The sequence below is a fragment of the Curtobacterium sp. MCBD17_030 genome (genome assembly GCF_003224255.1).
In the GTDB taxonomy this organism is placed as follows: domain Bacteria; phylum Actinomycetota; class Actinomycetes; order Actinomycetales; family Microbacteriaceae; genus Curtobacterium.
The window spans coordinates 1-16,111 of the sequence record NZ_QKLI01000033.1; the positions used below are offsets into that span (position 1 = coordinate 1).

At 64.2% G+C, this 16,111-nt stretch carries 18 protein-coding genes; 7 read left to right on the top strand and 11 right to left on the bottom strand.

The window, feature by feature from the left end:
- Window positions 1-281: hypothetical protein (locus DEI89_RS17475; protein ID WP_146236838.1), on the bottom strand; the 281-nt coding region annotated here is incomplete at its 3' end.
- Window positions 282-808: 527 nt separating this feature from the next.
- On the opposite strand from DEI89_RS17475, the gene DEI89_RS16815 reads away from it, so the two are divergent.
- Window positions 809-1,069, top strand: coding sequence for a hypothetical protein (locus tag DEI89_RS16815; RefSeq protein ID WP_110905210.1), 261 nt, complete (start codon window positions 809-811; stop codon window positions 1,067-1,069).
- A 61-nt stretch (window positions 1,070-1,130) separates the two neighbouring features.
- Window positions 1,131-1,640 (top strand): hypothetical protein, encoded by a 510-nt coding sequence (locus DEI89_RS16820; RefSeq protein ID WP_110905211.1) that lies wholly within the window; start codon window positions 1,131-1,133, stop codon window positions 1,638-1,640.
- Window positions 1,641-1,723: 83 nt separating this feature from the next.
- Here the strand turns inward: DEI89_RS16820 and DEI89_RS16825 are convergent, their stop codons facing one another.
- The 4 genes from DEI89_RS16825 to DEI89_RS17895 all read right to left on the bottom strand — a co-directional run bounded on the left by DEI89_RS16825 (window position 1,724) and on the right by DEI89_RS17895 (window position 4,739).
- Complete coding sequence (locus DEI89_RS16825; RefSeq protein ID WP_110905212.1) at window positions 1,724-2,068, bottom strand: Lsr2 family protein; 345 nt, start codon at window positions 2,066-2,068, stop codon at window positions 1,724-1,726.
- 375 nt (window positions 2,069-2,443) lie between these two features.
- Entirely contained in the window at window positions 2,444-3,214 is a 771-nt protein-coding gene (locus tag DEI89_RS16830; protein ID WP_110905213.1) for an SDR family oxidoreductase, read from the bottom strand.
- 37 nt (window positions 3,215-3,251) lie between these two features.
- Window positions 3,252-4,340 carry a DNA alkylation repair protein gene (locus DEI89_RS16835; RefSeq protein ID WP_110905214.1) on the bottom strand — a complete coding sequence of 363 codons (1,089 nt, stop codon included), beginning with the start codon at window positions 4,338-4,340 and terminating at the stop codon, window positions 3,252-3,254.
- Between the two features lie 60 nt (window positions 4,341-4,400).
- On the bottom strand, window positions 4,401-4,739 hold the full coding sequence (locus tag DEI89_RS17895; protein ID WP_181421714.1) for a nuclear transport factor 2 family protein: 339 nt from the start codon (window positions 4,737-4,739) through the stop codon (window positions 4,401-4,403).
- Between the two features lie 132 nt (window positions 4,740-4,871).
- Between DEI89_RS17895 and DEI89_RS16845 the strand changes: the two genes are divergently transcribed.
- Complete coding sequence (locus tag DEI89_RS16845; protein WP_110905215.1) at window positions 4,872-5,408, top strand: MarR family winged helix-turn-helix transcriptional regulator; 537 nt, start codon at window positions 4,872-4,874, stop codon at window positions 5,406-5,408.
- Between the two features lie 220 nt (window positions 5,409-5,628).
- Here the strand turns inward: DEI89_RS16845 and DEI89_RS16850 are convergent, their stop codons facing one another.
- Window positions 5,629-6,477, bottom strand: coding sequence for a TIGR02391 family protein (locus DEI89_RS16850; protein ID WP_110905216.1), 849 nt, complete (start codon window positions 6,475-6,477; stop codon window positions 5,629-5,631).
- A gap of 460 nt (window positions 6,478-6,937) precedes the next feature.
- Between DEI89_RS16850 and DEI89_RS16855 the strand changes: the two genes are divergently transcribed.
- Entirely contained in the window at window positions 6,938-7,129 is a 192-nt protein-coding gene (locus tag DEI89_RS16855; RefSeq protein ID WP_110905217.1) for a DUF1508 domain-containing protein, read from the top strand.
- A 400-nt stretch (window positions 7,130-7,529) separates the two neighbouring features.
- Here DEI89_RS16855 and DEI89_RS16860 read toward each other — a convergent pair.
- Window positions 7,530-8,692, bottom strand: a protein-coding gene (locus tag DEI89_RS16860) for an IS3 family transposase (RefSeq protein ID WP_110905218.1) whose coding sequence is annotated in 2 segments (ribosomal slippage) — window positions 7,530-8,407 and window positions 8,407-8,692 — 1,164 coding nt in all. Because the reading frame shifts where the segments join, the coding sequence is not laid out codon by codon here.
- A gap of 123 nt (window positions 8,693-8,815) precedes the next feature.
- Between DEI89_RS16860 and DEI89_RS16865 the strand changes: the two genes are divergently transcribed.
- Entirely contained in the window at window positions 8,816-9,598 is a 783-nt protein-coding gene (locus DEI89_RS16865) for a hypothetical protein (RefSeq protein ID WP_110905219.1), read from the top strand.
- A gap of 200 nt (window positions 9,599-9,798) precedes the next feature.
- Here DEI89_RS16865 and DEI89_RS16870 read toward each other — a convergent pair whose 3' ends face one another.
- From DEI89_RS16870 to DEI89_RS16880, 3 genes are read right to left on the bottom strand one after another with little or no spacing between them, the layout of a single operon-like run.
- On the bottom strand, window positions 9,799-10,446 hold the full coding sequence (locus DEI89_RS16870; RefSeq protein WP_181421715.1) for a hypothetical protein: 648 nt from the start codon (window positions 10,444-10,446) through the stop codon (window positions 9,799-9,801).
- Between the two features lie 38 nt (window positions 10,447-10,484).
- Window positions 10,485-10,862, bottom strand: coding sequence for a hypothetical protein (locus tag DEI89_RS16875; protein WP_110905221.1), 378 nt, complete (start codon window positions 10,860-10,862; stop codon window positions 10,485-10,487).
- 45 nt (window positions 10,863-10,907) lie between these two features.
- Window positions 10,908-12,173, bottom strand: a complete 1,266-nt coding sequence (locus DEI89_RS16880; protein ID WP_110905222.1) for a hypothetical protein — start codon at window positions 12,171-12,173, stop codon at window positions 10,908-10,910.
- A gap of 187 nt (window positions 12,174-12,360) precedes the next feature.
- On the opposite strand from DEI89_RS16880, the gene DEI89_RS16885 reads away from it, so the two are divergent.
- Together DEI89_RS16885 and DEI89_RS16890 are read left to right on the top strand one after the other, a co-directional pair.
- Window positions 12,361-13,467 (top strand): hypothetical protein, encoded by a 1,107-nt coding sequence (locus tag DEI89_RS16885; RefSeq protein WP_181421716.1) that lies wholly within the window; start codon window positions 12,361-12,363, stop codon window positions 13,465-13,467.
- Between the two features lie 170 nt (window positions 13,468-13,637).
- A complete protein-coding gene (locus tag DEI89_RS16890) occupies window positions 13,638-14,933 on the top strand; it encodes a hypothetical protein (protein ID WP_146236839.1) in 1,296 nt (431 codons plus the stop codon).
- Window positions 14,934-15,272: 339 nt separating this feature from the next.
- On the opposite strand, the gene DEI89_RS16895 is transcribed toward DEI89_RS16890, so the two are convergent.
- Complete coding sequence (locus DEI89_RS16895; RefSeq protein ID WP_110905225.1) at window positions 15,273-16,049, bottom strand: hypothetical protein; 777 nt, start codon at window positions 16,047-16,049, stop codon at window positions 15,273-15,275.
- Window positions 16,050-16,111: the final 62 nt, after the last annotated feature.

A 16,111-nucleotide genomic window follows, 5' to 3' on the forward strand; every position in this document is an offset into this window, starting at 1 on the left:
AACATCGACCCGAACGGATGACCCATGTCAAGGGTGAGGTCTGCACCGTACAGCGTCCAACCGGTGGCTGCGTAGGCCGGGTCCCACCGCTGCACGATGAGGGCACCGATGCCCATCTTCAGGCCTGGGACGAGCGCTTGGCCGTCCTGGACATCGGCGTAGAGGGCGCGCAGGTTGGCTGGCGGCTCAGGGCGAAGGCGAGAGACCGGGATTCGAGCAAGGCCGAGCACGGCTTCCAGCTGCCGCCCGCGATTCTCATCGTCGTCCGTAGTGGCACTCATCTGGCGTCCCTTCCCGAGTACGAGCCTCAATGCGTTCATAGTAAGGAACTTGGTTCGGTCCGTCTAGGCCTGGCCGGCGTTCCGCGATACGGGAGACCTATGCGGAGCGCCAGCCAGGACCGAGTTCGATGACCTCCCGGAAGGAGGCGTGATCGAGAATTGACCTACGCTGGGGTGGCTCGACACGCGGTGTAAGCGTGATCTGCTCGTTTCTGCTTCCCGTGGTGAGCGCGGTGTCGAGTCACCAGGATCCGCGCCAATCCGGGGGAGTAGGGGCGTTCGGAGGGGTGCTCCTTACTTACTTACCTTTACCTATCTCTTATGTGTAGGTAGTAGGTATATAGCTGACCCTGGTACATATACGTCCCTATCTCAGTAGCCGTACCTCCCGCGGAGAGCGTCGAGATCGCAAGGCGCCGTGATCGACGAGGCTCGCCCTGCAAGATGCGGCCAGTCGACGGGATCAGCCCCCGTTCCGCGCATACCCGCTCCGACGCCGCACTCCGCGGCGCGAGAAGGAGCAGCACATGCAGGAACGAACTTGGTTCACCGACGGCCTGCCGGATGGAGGCAACGCAGCGACGGCCATGGATGACATCTCCGTCCTCCTCGACCCTTCCGGACTGATCACGATCGACGGGCCCGCTGGGAGGTCCACGACCCTCGACTTCGACGACGCCGTTGTCTTGAGCGCCGTCCTCATCGAAGGCATCCGCATCCTCCGCGAGAAGGGCTGGTCCGAACGCGACAGTGTCCTCGCTTGGCTGAGCGATCACGACACCGTCTGAGCGACAACGCACCGCGAGCCGGGTCGTCCGCGCATAGAGAGAGCAACCGAAAGGGGTTCCCATGCCGACCCAATCGCGCGCCGACCGACTCGACGCCTTCATCACAGCTGCCATCGCCAAGCACAACGGGAAGTATGACTACGCACGAGTGCCAGAGGCGTTCATCAACGCACACACGAAAGTGACCATCGGCTGCCCGGAACACGGTGACTTCGACCAGGAACCGAACGAGCACAAGCGTGGTCAGCGCTGCCCAGACTGCTCCGGCCGGCGGAACTCGCGAGCGTCAGTCCGCGGCGCCCGCTTCGTCATGCGAGCCGCGGACATCCACGGGAATCGGTACGACTACTCCGCCGTCGCGTTCATCGACCAGCACACCGAGGTCACCATCATCTGCCGACAGCACGGCCCGTTCGGCCAGCGGCCGACAAACCACCTCGACGCTGACGGACCGAGCGGCTGCCCAACCTGTGCAGATAAGGGCCGGCAAGCTGCTCTGCAGGAAGCGTGGACGAAGCGCTCCCGCTCTCAGCGCCGCGACAACGAGACCGGCGAGTACCTCGCCGCCTGAACAAGAAAGACCGAGCCGCCGTGGGGAGACGGCGGCCCGGTCATAAGGCTCGTGTGTGGCAAGCCGCAGTTCAGCGTAAACGGTCAGTTCGCCGCGTCGTACGCGTCGCGCACCTGCTGGCTGATCCGGCCGCGAGCAGCAACCTCGTACCCATTGGCCGACGCCCACTCGCGAATCTTCGCCAGGTCGTCCGAGTTACTACGAGCCTTCGGCGCCGACGAGGACGGGCGGCCGCTGCGGCCGCTGACCTTGCGGGCGGCGGCGATGTAGTCGGAGAGCGCTTCACGCAGGTTGTCTGCGTTGTCGTCCGAGAGGTCGATTTCGTAGTTGCTGCCGTCGAAGGCGAACTGCACGGTGCTGCCAGCGCCTGCTTCGATGACGTCGCCGGTCAAATCGTCGACGAGCTGAGTGGTGACCTTCTGTGCCATGCAATGCTCCGATGTGTGGGGGTGCCGTCTAGGGTGCCACACGGACCTGAACTCCGTGCAATCTCGTCGGCTGCGCCTACGGCCTTTCTCGCAGATTCACAGCAGCGAGCTGCTGCCAGTTGCCGCGTCGGATCGAAGAACGTGGTCGGGGCGTCGACGATGGACGGGAAGGTGGTGCGGTCCGAGCTGCACTGCGACGACGGTGGCACCGCCGACGTGCCTGGTCCTTGGGCCACAATCAATGATGCTGGGCGTGCGCGAACCACATTCTCTTCGGGGCGCGAAGGAATAGTTGTATTCCGGAGGAGTCAGCCAGGAGCGAAGCTCCTGGTGGTTCTCTGCGCAGGCAATCGGCTATCGATCCGCCCGGCGTGTTCATCGTGTCGGGACGGTTCCTCCGTCGACGTTGATGTCGACACCGACGATGCCTGAGGCTGCGTCTGAGACGAGGAACGCGACGGCGGCGGCGACTTCTTCGGGCTCTGAGGGGCGGCCGAGAGGAATACCTCCGAGCGAGCCCATCAGTGACTGGCGGGCTGCGTCGAGGTCGGTGCCGTTGGCTGTTGCGATCCGATTGATGAGCGCTTCGGCTGATGGCGTCCGGATGAACCCCGGCGAGACGGTGTTGACGCGGACACCGTGGGGTGCGCACTCGTTGGCGAGGGCTTTGCTGTAGGTGCTGAGGGCGGCTTTCGCTGCGGCGTAGGCGAGGGTCCCGTCGTACAGGGGCATCTGGGCCTGGATCGACGAGACATGAATCACTGCCCCGGTGCTGCGGCTGATCATGCCGGGGACCAGGGCCCGGTCGAGTCGGACGGCGCTGAGCAGGTTGAGTTGAAGCTCATCGTCCCAGTGCTCGTCGTCCAGTGCTCGAAATCCTCCCCCTGGGCCGTGGGATCCGCCTGCGACGTGGACGAGGATGTCGACGACGCCGGCGCGGTCCGCGATGGTGCTCAGCGCCCGGGAGTCCGTGACGTCGACCTGTAGGGATGCTTGTGCTGGATGTGATGGATCAGCGGCTCTGCGGCCGAGGACAGTGACGTGTGCACCAGCCGAAACGAGCGCTTCGGCGACGGCGCGTCCGGTGCCCTTCGTACCGCCCGAGACGAGCGCACGCTTCCCGGTGAGAGTGAGGGGGTTGATCATGGTGTCCTTTCTGGTTCGCGTCCGGCGTCGCGCATGGTTATGCGGTGAGGTAAAAAACCGTCGGTGCGGATCGTTGCCCGTTGGCTTGCGTGATGAGGGAGTGCTGCCCTGCCCGGATGGTGCGACTCCTGAGTGGGGCGAAGCTCCGCTTTCCCGAGACGGTGACGGTGCCGCGCCCCGGGATCGACCGTCTGACCAGCTTGAAGACTTTCTCGGTGCTTCCGCCGGCCGCGGTCGGGGAGGTGAGGACCACGTCGATGACGACGTTCGCGTCGCTGTCGCCGAGGTTCTGCACAGTGACCGTGTAGGGCAATGTCTCACCGATGCGGAGGCGGTCGGCGTGGAGCGTCGGCGGCTCGAGCCCGAGCGTCGTGGTTGAGAAGCCCAGCAGCGCCAAGGCGTCGAGGTTGCCCCGCTTGATGAGGGTGCGAAGCCCGTGACGGACAGTCGGGGTGGCACCGTGCTCCGCGGTCCAGTCCGCGGCGATCGCGGTGGCGATGCCGGGGTGGTCGCGGCTGATGTCGTTGAGGTGGTTGCCGACGCTCCGACGCACGTACTCGCTGGGATCGGCCACGAGCTGGTCCAGGATCGACCGTGTCACGCCCGGAGCGGCGATCAGCGCCGGCACCTGCTTGGCCCACGGCAGACGTGGGCGGGTCCCCTCGCTCGCCAGCCGTCGCACGTGATCGTTGGACGATCCAGTCCACTCGCCGATGATCGTGAGGGAACGCTGGTGGTCGGCGATGAGGAGGTCCCGGATGGCGAACTCGCCGGTCAAGCGCGTGGTTAGTTTCCCCAGGACACGGTGCACGTCGTCGAACGCGGCCGTGCTGGAGTCCTCGAGTGCGCGGTGCACTAGGGCTTCCGAGAGCGGCCAGATCATCCACCCGTCCAGACGGGAGTCCTCGAACATCGCGTCGGTGAGGGCGGCGGTACCGCGGTACGAGCACGGCAGCGTCGCCAGGATTCCTGCGCGCACTGTGTCAACGCGGGCACGCAATTTGCGTCCGGTCAGCGTCTCGGCGGTGGCGAGGAGTGCGGTGGTGTCCACTCGGGCGTGGTCCCGCATGATCGACGCGAGGTCATCGACCACGGTGGGGTTGATCAACTCGTCCATTGCGCCCATCAGGCCTCCTTCAAGGCGAGTGCGAGTGCGCGGGGAGTGGAAGCTCCGCGCACGGCCGGACTACTCCGCGATACGGATCTCGAGCGCCTGAACGCTCTGGGCGTCGAGCGTGAAGTGGAACGCGAACGGGAGCGGGCCTCCCGGGAACTCGCCGTCCGCAGATGCGGTGAGCTGTCCGGCGCTACCGTCGCCGTTCTCGTATGCGATCGGCCCGAGGGTGATCTTCGGCGTGATCTGATGCTCCTGGATCCACTGCTGGATCTCGGCGGAACCCGTGTAGCTGGTGCCGTCGTCGGTGACGGACGCGCCCGGTGCGAAGACGGCGAGCAGTGCGTCCGCATCGTGTCGGTTGGTCGCGTCGATGAAGTCCTTCACGGGGCCTGCGGGGATTTCGGTCATGGTTCTTCTCCAGATGTGTTTGAGCGAGCTTTGGCGGGCGGTACCTGTATAGTGTCGCGCACGACAGTATCTCCTGTCGTAAAAGACAGTTAACTCCCAGCGGAAGGGCGCACACCGCAGTAGTGTCAGGGCATGCCAGTTGCTCGGAACGACCGCGACCCGGAGCGCGAGACGAGGTACCGCTCTGCCCTCCTGACGGACCTCAGTCGGTTGATCTACCTGTGGGAGTCCCCGCAGTTCCAGTCGGAGGTGTTGACGCGATCCGGTGAGCCGCTTGACCAGTCGTCCCATCAACTGCTCCGCCTGCTCGGGTTCTCTGGCCCCCTTCGGCCGTCCCAGATCGCGGAGCGGCTGAAGACCGGGGCATCGAATGTCAGCAAGATGTTGCGCCGACTGGAGGACAACGGCTGGTTGCAACGCACGCCAGACCCAGCGGACGCGCGAGCCTCACTCGTCGGGCTCACCCCAGCTGGCGTCGAGGCCGCACAACACGTGTTCGACCTCGGAGACGACATGATCGCTCAAGTGTTGACGGGCTGGAACGCCCGTGACCTGGAGCAATTCACGAACTTGACGCGCCGCTTCGTCGATGACGCGTACGTCGCCGCTGAAGTCATGCGAGCGCGGGGCCTGACACGTACATGGACGTCCGACAACTCCACCTCCTGAACCAATCTGCCGTAGCGCTTGTCCCCGCCTTTGCGGGCGCGCCTTCTATTTGAAGTGATCGTGCGAGCCGCCTGGCAGACACGTACGTAGTGCCCGGGACGAAGGGCTCGACGGAAGCCAAGACGGCGTTGTGGCTCTATCGGGCGGTTCGCTGAGCGGCGCGTACTCGTCGCCACTGCTGCGCGCGCAGCAAGCCGTACGGTGCCATGGGCGCCGATCGTCACCGGTCTGTGACGTCTTCGCTCTCGTGGTCGAGATCAGCTTCCTCGAGCACACAGGTCTCCACCCAACGTGCGATGAGGCTAAGCACGGCGAGCCGTTCAGAGGCTTCGACGAGATCCCACTGCTTTGTCTCGTGTGCGGCGACGTTTCTGATCGTCATCTGCGTTCCGGCTGTGATTTGACGAAGACCCTCGTTCATTGATCTCACCGTGCGATCCTCCGGGTCGCCCGGCCAACGTAGGCGAGGTTTTCCGGGCTGCGCCGGTTTCTCAGAGAACGTTTCCTGCCAGAGCGCAGTCTCCGCAATGTTGTTGCGACCCGTCCTGGCCTTGAGTTGGCCGACCAGAGCTTCCGCGGCGCCGGCAACTGCCTGGCGGTAGTAGCTATCTCGCCACATGGATCGCGCCGCTCCCCAGACGAGCGGGTGCATCGTTTCGGCACTGACAGCGGGTACTGCCTCTGCCTCTGCCTCGAGCAGTAATACCTCTAGCCGGCCGATCATCTGCCCGCATGCTGACGTGATGTTTTCTGGATCGAGCACCGGTTTTGGGCCGAGGATTGTGGCCCAGGCAGCAATGGGATCGACCACGCCGAACCCTGCAACCTCGTAACGGGTACCAGTGAGGCCCACCGCCGGCGTTGCTCTGCCAGATGCGACCTCGACTTGCCGCTGAAGACGCTCGTAAGCCAAGTCGTCTACTCCGTCGCGTCTGAATACAGCAGGCATGAGCCCTCGCGCGAATGTGTTCGGTTCATGCAACCTGAGGAAATCGCGGAACGCCTCATCGAACTCGGTCACGGCCTTGATCAGCTCACGGAGGTACGACGGCGTCGGCTTACTACTCATGCGCTCACACTGCCACCGAAGGCCGACAGCGCCAGCAGTCCGGTAGCGGACTGGCCAACGAGACGCAGGTGCGGCACCACGCGAAGCCCCGTTCGGGCGTCATCCAGATGTCCTCGCAGAACACCCCCACACGCTCGACCCAGACGCCCGGTGGATGGGTGATCCACCCCACATCGAGACGTCATCGCCACTGTGAACGGGCAGCCAGAGCGGCGTGACGCGGAAAGGGGTCTGCTGCACGTTCGGTCTCGTTCGTCTAGGTGTACCCGGCAGTGACGTTGGTGGACGCGTCGGCGCAGAACGCGCCGACGGCCCGCACCAGCCGCGGGTTCCTTCTGTGCACCGGCGTGGCGATGGAGCTTGACTGTCGCTGGTCGTGCGGCATCTTCACTGGCAACATTCACGACCGCAGATGCGAGCAGCCAGTAACCTGAGTTCAACTCGACAAAAGGAGGCGATCGTGTCCAAGCGACTGGTGTACAAGCGAGCCGACGGCAAGTGGGCGTGGAACCTGACGGTCAACGACAAGGTCATCGCAACGGATGGCGGTCAAGGGTACGAGAACGAAGCGGAAGCGCGGAGGATGGCGGACCGCGTCGTCGGCGGCCACTACTCCGACGCTGAAAAGTTCCGGAGCGAGAAGTCGCTCTAAGCGCGCAACGCGCTCCTGCGGCCCATGAGCTGTAAGACGGCGGGGAGGCCACCTACATGGGTTCGAACTGACCGCGGGAAGTTCGCTGCGGCCTGCGGAGGTGGCACCGAGCCCGGCCTCGCGCGCTCCGCACGTTGCATCCTCCGCGTGTGGCAGTGCGCGTGAGGTCTATGGCGGCTTCCCGGCCGTGGCGGAGGGTGCTCGTCCTTCGGCGCGGGCATCGTCGCGAGCTCCCGATGCTGCCTGTGCGATTCGCCGCATCTGTAGGAAGCGGTCAGAAGCGGATCGGGAGTGTGTGTGGAATCAGGAGGCGAAGCCGAACGGCCGTTCCGTGCGCACCGTGCGGTCAACGTCGAGCGACGTCACTTGGGACTGCTGCAGGTTTCGTTGACTCGTTCGTTTAGGCCGCGAGTGCGACCTGTGGGTTGATGATCGTCTCGTACTCGATCGGGGTCAACTTCCCCAGACCCCGTTGCCGCCGCTTGCGGTGATAGGTCGCTTCGATCCAGGTAATGATCGCCAGCCGGAGTTCCTCCCGGGTGGGCCATCGCTTCCGATTCAGGACGTTCTTCTGCAGCAGGGCGAAGAACGATTCCATCGCCGCGTTGTCCGCGCATGCACCGACCCGCCCCATCGATCCGAGCAGGCCGGCATCGGCCACGGCGCGGACAAACTTGTTCGACCGGAACTGGCTGCCCCGGTCCGAGTGCACAACAGTCCCGGCCGGGTTCCGGCGCTGCACCGCCATCTGCAGGGCGGCGACAGCGAGTGAGGACCGCATCCGGTTGCTGATCGAGTAGCCCACGACCCGCCGGGAGCAGGCGTCCTTGACCGCGCAGAGGTAGAGCTTGCCCTCGCTCGTGTTGTGCTCGGTGATGTCCGTGAACCACAGCCGGTCCAGGTCCGGCGCCGCGAACGCACACCGGACCCGGTCGTCGTGCACCGGCGGCCCGGCTTTGCGGTTCAGGCCGCGCTTCTTGGCATGCAACGACCAGAGCCGCTGCTGCAAGCACAATCGCCACACCCGCCGTTCCGAAACCCGGAGTCCGGCAGCATGAAGGTCGTCCGCGATGAACCGATACCCGAACGTCGGGTCGTCGCGGTGCGCATCGATGGCTGCGTTCGTCAGGTGCGCGTCGTCCCAGTCACGCTGAGAGACGGGGCTGACGCGCCATCGATAGAACGCCTGCTTCGAGAACCCCAGCACCCGGCAGGCCACCGCGACCGGGATCCGGTCTGCGGCGAGTTCAAGGACCAGCGGGTAGATCATTTTGGGAGCTGGGACTGGGCGAAGTACGCCGCTGCCCGGCGGAGAATCTCGTTCTCCTGCTCGAGCAGCCGGATCCGTTTCTGCGCTTCCCGCAGCTCCGCCTGCTCGACCGCTTTCGCCGACGGCGCCGCAGCCGAGCTGCTGCCGTCGTCACGGTCCGCGAGGCGCAACCAGCGAGCCAGGCAGGACTCGGAAACACCGAAGTCCTTCGCGACCTGCCGCACCGACGTCTCGCCCTTCCGGGCGACCCCGATCACGTCACGGCGGAACTCTTCCGGATACGCCTTCACCATGGCGCACATCCTTCCAGCAGGAGCCAACGCCCCTACCCGTCAGGAGTCAACCGAACCTGCAGCAGTCCCATCGCGCCGCGGGTGGGAGGCGACCCCCGAACGATTTGGCACTAGCGTTCCGCTGTGCGCCGCCATAGCTTCCAGTCCGAGTACCCCGAAGACGTCCCCAGCGACATCGCCGGAATACCGCTGACGAACGACGTACTTACCGCGCATCACGAGGCAATAACACTTCGAGAGCGTCTCGACGCGTCGAGTCGGACGTTGGTGCTCAGCGCAGTGCGCAGCTTCTACTTCATGAAACAGGTCAACGCAGACATCGTTCACGCAAAGGTGCTGCCAGGGGGACTCGAGGAGTCCGTTGCGGTGCTGCGCCAAGACCTACTCCGCTTGGCTGTGATCGCGATTGGAACCGTCAATGACACGTCGGCACGAACGAGTTCACTGCACAACACGGTCTACGCCGTCCGAGCGAAGCTGGCTGAGCTGGACACTCCCGACGCGTCCGCAGCCCTTGAACTCGTTGAATCTGTGCGTTCTTCCATCGACGCCAACACTCAAACCCCGCTTCGTTATGTTCGGCATCTCCGCAACAAGTGGGCGGGACACGCGTCAACGGACCGTGACGTCGACGAGTGGGCAGGCGCGCACCAGACGGTGTCGCTGGTTCGTGTAGAGAAAGCGCTCGAGATTCTCGTAAACGCCCACCAAGACCTGTATGAGGTCCTCGCGCTCAGTGACAGTGCTGCCACTTTGCTCGCCCCGTCAGTGCCGACGGTTGAGACCAGCCCTCAGACGGATCTGGGGATCGAGTGGGAGAACGTCGTCGTGCTTGCCGAGCTCACGCGAGCCTCAGCCCAACGAGCGGCAACCCGTCTCGTCGACCGGATTCTGCGAGATCAGTGAACAGTGTGTGCGTTCTCCACGGGCAGTGCTGCGCATTCGCTCACGGGGAGGTCGGTGAGGATGGGTGGGTCGCTAGTTGTTAAGCACTACCGGAGTTGGGTCCGGCTTTGTGATGCTCCGCCTGGGACAGCGCTGCAGAGGGGCCTACGGCCAGGGATCTTTCTGGAGCTGCCACCGCGGCTTCGACTGCTACCTGACAGTCAGGGCATCGTGAGGTGTTCGTAGTCGACATCCCATTCCGCGCCGGCGGGAGCGTATCGCGTGACGGCAGGGTCGGTGGAGAACGCGGTGAGCGCCGACGACGGAATGGACTGAACGGCAGCTCGAGGGTAGGCCCTGAACGGTGTCGGCTGCGGGGATCCGGTGGCGTAACTCAGTTCCCGGCGGATGCCGAGCATCGACCTGTGGAACGCTTTGGTGAAGGCGGTGTGCTTGCACTCCATGCCCCAGAACAGATCCTCCGGCGCTGGGTATCCGGTCGTTCCGGCGGCGGCGGCGACGGCAACGATGTCAAGTTCATGCTTGTCGCCCGCCACCGGCACCTTGGGTGATGCGCCCCGATGCAACGAGCTGAGGGTACGGACCTCGATGTCCGTCCAGATCGTGAACTGCGCGAACGGTGTGCTGCACACGAAGTGGGTGAACTTCGAATCCAACGGCCCGTGTGATGCACGGAGGCGCATTGCCGTGCTGCTCGTCGCGGTGATCTTCGCACCCTCATGGGTGCGAAGGTTTTGGAGCACGGTGGCTAGTGTCCATGCCTCGTACAGTTTCCCGGGGCCGAGCTTCTCGAGGGGATTGCCCTTCGTCCCCAACGCAGCGAGAGCGGTTCGGATCGTGCTGATCACGGAGGTCTTGGTTGGGGTAGTGAGCGTCATGTTCCGCCTCAGTCTTCGTCTACGCGAGAGGTGAGCAGCTCGATGAGCGTATTCATCTCCGTCAGTGCCACGTCGGCTGCCAGCGAGCCTTCGAACGCGTTCTCCTGCCGGATCCCGAGCCGGTCCGCGGTGCGACGATCCGCTTCGATGAATAGCACCGACGGCACAGGGACGTCGAGAGCGTGGCTGAACCGATCCGCGGTCATCTGCACCCCGGCTCGGGAACGGAGATACAACTCCTGACGAAGCCGTGACAGCAGCACGAGCAGCTCGGACTTCGGCGCGACGTCATCGCCGCTGTCGTAGTCGGCGATATCGGTCAGCCCCTGCTCCCGCGCCGTGCGCCGCAGCTGATCGATGACGAACCGATAGTCATCCTGTCGCATGTCAACCCCCAAGCAATTGATACCTACCGTAGATGATCCCGTCTCCTACCTCTGCTCTAGCGCGTTCACCACTGACGCCAGCGTCCGGTGCAGTTCCACTGGAGCTCGCAGACGTCGAACCGACTGCTGCAGTAAACCGATCGTTCGTCGCTCACCGACCACGTGGTCGGCGTAGCCGGCCGCCGTGCACAGGTAGAAGAGGTCCGTGAGGTCGTTGCCTTCCCATCGACCTGAACCGAGCATCTTGTCGATCATCGTGGCGCGGAACAGCGATATCGCGGGCGCCCCGAGTTCCGGAAGGTGCCACGTCGACCGAATCCACGCGGACATCTCACTCGGGGTCAGCCCTGCATCGAAGCTGGCTCGGGCGATCTCCCTCGTGGCGTCTGAGAACATGAAGACTTCAGCGGAACGCCTCCGTTGCTGCTTAGATCGGTCAGCTTGTTCGGACAGCCAGGCGGAAAACTTTTGCACGCGCTGCACCCAGGCGGCCATGTCCCCGCGTGGCGTTGCCTCCTGGTCAAGCATCATCGAGGCGTAGACGATGTTCGACAACGAAGCCGTGTAGGCGTAGCCCCATTCGGCAGGGACCTCGGCAGGAACCTCGTGCGGAGAAGACCCTTCTCTAGCTGCCGGGTCGAGAGCCGCATACGGCTCCAGCGTGAAGACGTCCGGCACTGGTGCCGCCGGCTTGCCGGAGGAGAGGGCGAGAACTCGACGGAACTCTGCTGCACGAACCTGAAGGGGGTCGCGCATCTGCCATCCGCCGCTGCAGGACATGATTGCGACCGCGAGTTCGTAGCGTCCGTCGTCGTTGCCCCAACTGCCGGTCTCGCCGAGGTGAGCGGCGGACAGTGGCAGGATCACCTTCCCCGACGAGGCCATACCGATCAGACGCCGAGCCGCTTGGAGCTCGTCGCCCGACCGCACTCGCCAAGGGGCGTTGACGGACTTGCTCAGCGTGCTCCACTGATTCTGATCCAGGTACACAACGGGCCGGCCATGAACGGGCGACGAGTTGAACCGTGATCCGAATTTCGATGAAAACCCATCCCCTCGAGTCGTCTTGAAGAACACGTTCCGCCGCCATGGATGCACCTCCACTACGGCGAAGTCCTTCGCGTGGGTAGCGAACGAGGCGTCACCGCTGAAACCTCGCACGAGCCCGCTTCGGAACCGGAGCGCCACCATGTTGTCGTCAGCGCGCCATTGAAATGCCTCGATGAAGTCGGACGTCTTGCTGTCACCGCCGCTCGTTGCCTCAGATGCACCGTCGTCGGTGTGAGTCGTCGGCACAGAAGTCTCGTCCACGACCGGATCGTCTCATCCCCGGGCGACGGCGAGGGCGCACCCCTCTAACTCCTGTCACACGTTCAGGTCTCGGGTTGCCTCTCCACTGAGCTGCTCATGCGAGCCCAACGTGGGGCGAACGTGGAGTCTGCGGGGCGAGGCCTGGAGCCACCGTGTGCGCCAATGGGCGCCCTGCGAGGATGAAACCATGACGAGAAGGTGGCGTGACCCAGCCGATGAGGAGCACTGGCTTCCGCAACCGATTTGGCCAGCCGCTCTTAAGCGCCCCGAGTCCCCGCCACCGGTGCTCTTCCTCGACCTCAACCACTGGATTGAGCTCGCACGCGCCGACGCGGGGAAAGGCGCGCCCGCTCACGTACGACTCCTTGCAACATTGCGGCGGGCCGTCACGGCGGACGCGGTCACGATTGTTCTCACCTCCGGCTTGTACCGGGAAATCATCAAGATCAAGGACCCGAAACAGCGTCAGTCTCTGACCAACCTCATCGCCGAACTCAGCGGTCCGCGCTACCTTCCAGGCCTGACCGACATCTTCCTTGCCGAACTCTCGACCGCGCTTGACGCTACAACCGGCACCACAGGTACGCGATACCAACAGTTCGACCTCGTCGGTACCAGCGCCCTCCACGCGTTGGGCAAGGTGGGTGGACTCCGCGTCATCGACGGTGACGGCGTGGACAGGACGGCGGAGTACCTCACTAATACGCCGGGCTTCGCCGCGCGATTCGCCGACGCCAATGCGGAAGCCGAACGGATGCTGCTCGCGGGCCCCACCGACGCGGACGTGCCGCGGATGCGCGCGGAGGGGTATGCCCCCGAACGGCCCGAGCAAGCGGTACGCGACAACGCCGCCTTCGAAGCCGGATGGTCGAAACAGATCGACCCCTACCGGAAGAGCCGCAACATACGAGACCTGGTCATCGCTAGGCACCTCGCACTCGAGCTGCTTGACATGCTTGAGCATGAACGGGCACTTCGTCAGTTCGCCGTCGAAGACGTCGTGACCCCGGTCGCTGCACGGAACCTCGTGATGAGCATGCCAAGCAACGCGACCATGGTCTCGATGCTCGCCGAATACCACCACAACCCGCAGAAGACGTGGATGGAGAACGACATCTACGACATTCACACGCTCGCTGCTGCCGTCCCGTACTGCGACATCGTTCTCACCGATGCCGCAGCCCGCGACGCCCTCACCCGCCGCCACGTCCACGAGTGGTTGAACACTGAGATGCCACGCCGTGCGGAGAACCTCTCTGATTCTCTAGATCAGCTGCTTCACAGTGCCGCCTGACGCTCGTAGTGGCTGCTGGCATCGCGCTCATCGTCTGGAAGCATGTGTGATGCGGGCGAGTCGTGGCTCGACTTACTGATTCAGAGGCGTCAGCGGTCGCCTCTACGCTTCGAGCCGTCGGAGAGATTGAAAGGAGGCCTCGAATGGGCGGACTGAGGACGTTTAAACCGGTGACCGTTCTCGACGCACTTGACACGGCAATCGGAGATCGTCGGGGTGCCGATCTTTACAACCTCTCCCTAAGTGAACTCGACGACATCGGAGAGCTACTCGAGGAGTTTTGGTCATCTCAGTACCAAACGGTGCCGACCTCAACGCCGTCGCGGTCAGCGTTTGTTGGCGGCTGGATGGGCCCCTTTTTCAGCGAGCCGATGCTCCGCCGCGACCTCGCGGACGCGCTGCTGTACTACCCAAAAATCATGGTGCTGGACCCGCTCGCCGACTTCTTCAGCCGAGGCGAGGGCCTTCCCGAGCTATGGTCGGTTGGCTACGTCCGTCCAGACCGCGAGATCAACAGAGTCGCGTCTGGACCCGCGATGTGGCGGAACAACGGAACCTATGAGTCGCTTCGCACCGACCCGGAAGGCGCCGCGCGACGTTTCGCCAGTATCGTCGACAATCTCTACCTACTGGAACAGCCCATCCGCGCCGACGTGATCGATGTCCGCAGCCAATGGCCGATCATCAAAGCAAGATCCCGTCAGCTTGAGACTGCGCTCCGCTTCGATGTTCGTAATGCGGCACTTCAGGACTACCTGGCCGCTGCTGACCTCAGCGGCTTGCACGTCTGGGACAGCATCACGGGACTGCAAGTCAGCATGGACTTGCCAGTCGTGCGTCGGGACGCACCGATGCAGGCCGCCCCGATGCTGTACTACCTTGCGAAGACCCTTGCGGTTGCTGATGCAGGCGACGCGCAATACGTTCCGACGAACGAGTCTTCGCTTGGTCTGCTCCGAACTAAGTACAACGACGCCGTTGCTCGTACCCATCCGGCTGCCATGCTGCGAGAGGTCGCACGCATCGCTGTCCCTGCGGCCGACGTCGCGCTGCGCGAGGTGGTCGCAATCCGCCAGTCCTCCGACAACTTCGAAGACTGGCGGCTCGGCCTGCAGGCTCTGCATCGTGCAACTGTCTCCGACGACGCTCAAACCCTCCGAGAGCGGGTCGAGGAGACGCTGCTGCCGAAAGTGCACAATGTCGAGCGTGAACTTGGAAGCTCGTCGCTCGGGAGCTCGTTCCGGAAAGCTGGTGCCGACGTCGTCATCGACGGCGCGGTCGGAGCGGCCACAGGAGCTATCGCCGCAGGGAGCGTCGACCCGGGCGCCGCTGCGCTCCTCGGCGTCGGTGGGGCAGCCGCAGCAGGAGCGCTCAGATGGCTGCTTCGGCAGTACGCGCCCGCACCCATCGAAGGCGACCAAGCGGTCCTCGCAACCCTGATCAAGGCACAACAGAAAGCCGATTGACCGTCGCCCGTCCGCGGGCGATCCGCACATGCGTGTGCCTCCTCCACGGTTGCTCCCACCGTGCTTCGCTCATCGGCGATGCTGCTTCGCAGCAAGCATCAGTCGTCGCGAGTGCGCCACGACCTGGGCTTTCTTGAAGAAGGGGAAAATCGAGCCCACCCCAGGGGAAATCCAGTTCCAACGGCGACCAGGGCGGCCGTGAACCCGCACAACCGCGCGGTCGAATGAGACCTGCAAATGACCCGCCACAGGGTTATTTGCAGGTCTGGGGTTCCAGCGTTTGCAAGTCTGGCCCACCAGAAGAGCCCCCAGCGTCAGCTGGGGGCTCTTCTGTCTTCGCTACGCCGGCGGCGCAGGCATCTCCGGTTCCACGTAGGGGACGAGTTCGCGGGGAGGCGGGTTCCGCATGTAGCGGCTTTCTCCTCGGCGGTCGCGGGAACGCTGGAGGTACTCGCCTTCCTGCTTCCGGGGGATGCGGCGTCGGCCGGCTGCTTCTCGCATTGCCTGCTTCCGCATCTCCGCTTCGAAGTCGGTGATGCGGGTCATGTTGGACTTGACTGCGAACAGGGCGAGGGCGAACTGTTGGGCAGCGAGGCCGCGCATCGGCCTGTTGGTGGTGACGCTCAGCTTGTGGTCGCGCTGCAGCAGGTCGTTGGTGGATTCGCTGCTGCTGCGGTCGGACCGGTACGTCTTGAGCCACTGGCGGCTGTTGTGACGGAGCTTCTGCCGCTGCTGCACGTGCTCGGTCGGCTTGACGGTGACGCTGGTCTGGCAGCAGACCTTCTTTTGCCGGTCGGTGATGTTCGTTCGCTGGATGCGCACACGGTCGGCTTCGTCGTCCGGCACTGCTTTCCGGTGCAGCTCCCGCAGTGGGCAGGACGCGGTGGGTGAGATGCCGGACGCGGGACAGCTGAGTCGAAGCGTGCCGTCGGCCTTCGTCTCGTGGACGCTGAGCTCGTAGTACTCGAGCCTGTCGAGTTCCTTCCAGTACTCGATGTCGGTGAGCTCGCCGCGGTCCCACCGTTCAGTTGCTTCGAGCAGGTCCATCGGTGTGGACGGGCACACGTATCGTCCGTTCACCATGATGGCGCCGCCGAGCGCACGGGTCTGCTGCACGGATAGGTGACAGTTGTAGTCACGCCACGAGGGCGACGTTGGTCTTCATGATGGTTTCGAAC

Excerpts from the sequence above, each read along its gene's own strand:
- DEI89_RS16815 (WP_110905210.1), top strand. The coding sequence starts at position 809 with ATGCAGGAACGAACTTGGTTCACCGACGGCCTGCCGGATGGAGGCAAC.
- DEI89_RS16820 (WP_110905211.1), top strand. The coding sequence starts at position 1,131 with ATGCCGACCCAATCGCGCGCCGACCGACTCGACGCCTTCATCACAGCT.
- DEI89_RS16825 (WP_110905212.1), bottom strand. The coding sequence starts at position 2,068 with ATGGCACAGAAGGTCACCACTCAGCTCGTCGACGATTTGACCGGCGAC.
- DEI89_RS16875 (WP_110905221.1), bottom strand. The coding sequence starts at position 10,862 with ATGCGACAGGATGACTATCGGTTCGTCATCGATCAGCTGCGGCGCACG.
- DEI89_RS16830 (WP_110905213.1), bottom strand. The coding sequence starts at position 3,214 with ATGATCAACCCCCTCACTCTCACCGGGAAGCGTGCGCTCGTCTCGGGC.
- DEI89_RS16885 (WP_181421716.1), top strand. The coding sequence starts at position 12,361 with ATGACGAGAAGGTGGCGTGACCCAGCCGATGAGGAGCACTGGCTTCCG.
- DEI89_RS16850 (WP_110905216.1), bottom strand. The coding sequence starts at position 6,477 with ATGAGTAGTAAGCCGACGCCGTCGTACCTCCGTGAGCTGATCAAGGCC.
- DEI89_RS16845 (WP_110905215.1), top strand. The coding sequence starts at position 4,872 with ATGCCAGTTGCTCGGAACGACCGCGACCCGGAGCGCGAGACGAGGTAC.
- DEI89_RS17895 (WP_181421714.1), bottom strand. The coding sequence starts at position 4,739 with ATGACCGAAATCCCCGCAGGCCCCGTGAAGGACTTCATCGACGCGACC.
- DEI89_RS16835 (WP_110905214.1), bottom strand. The coding sequence starts at position 4,340 with ATGGGCGCAATGGACGAGTTGATCAACCCCACCGTGGTCGATGACCTC.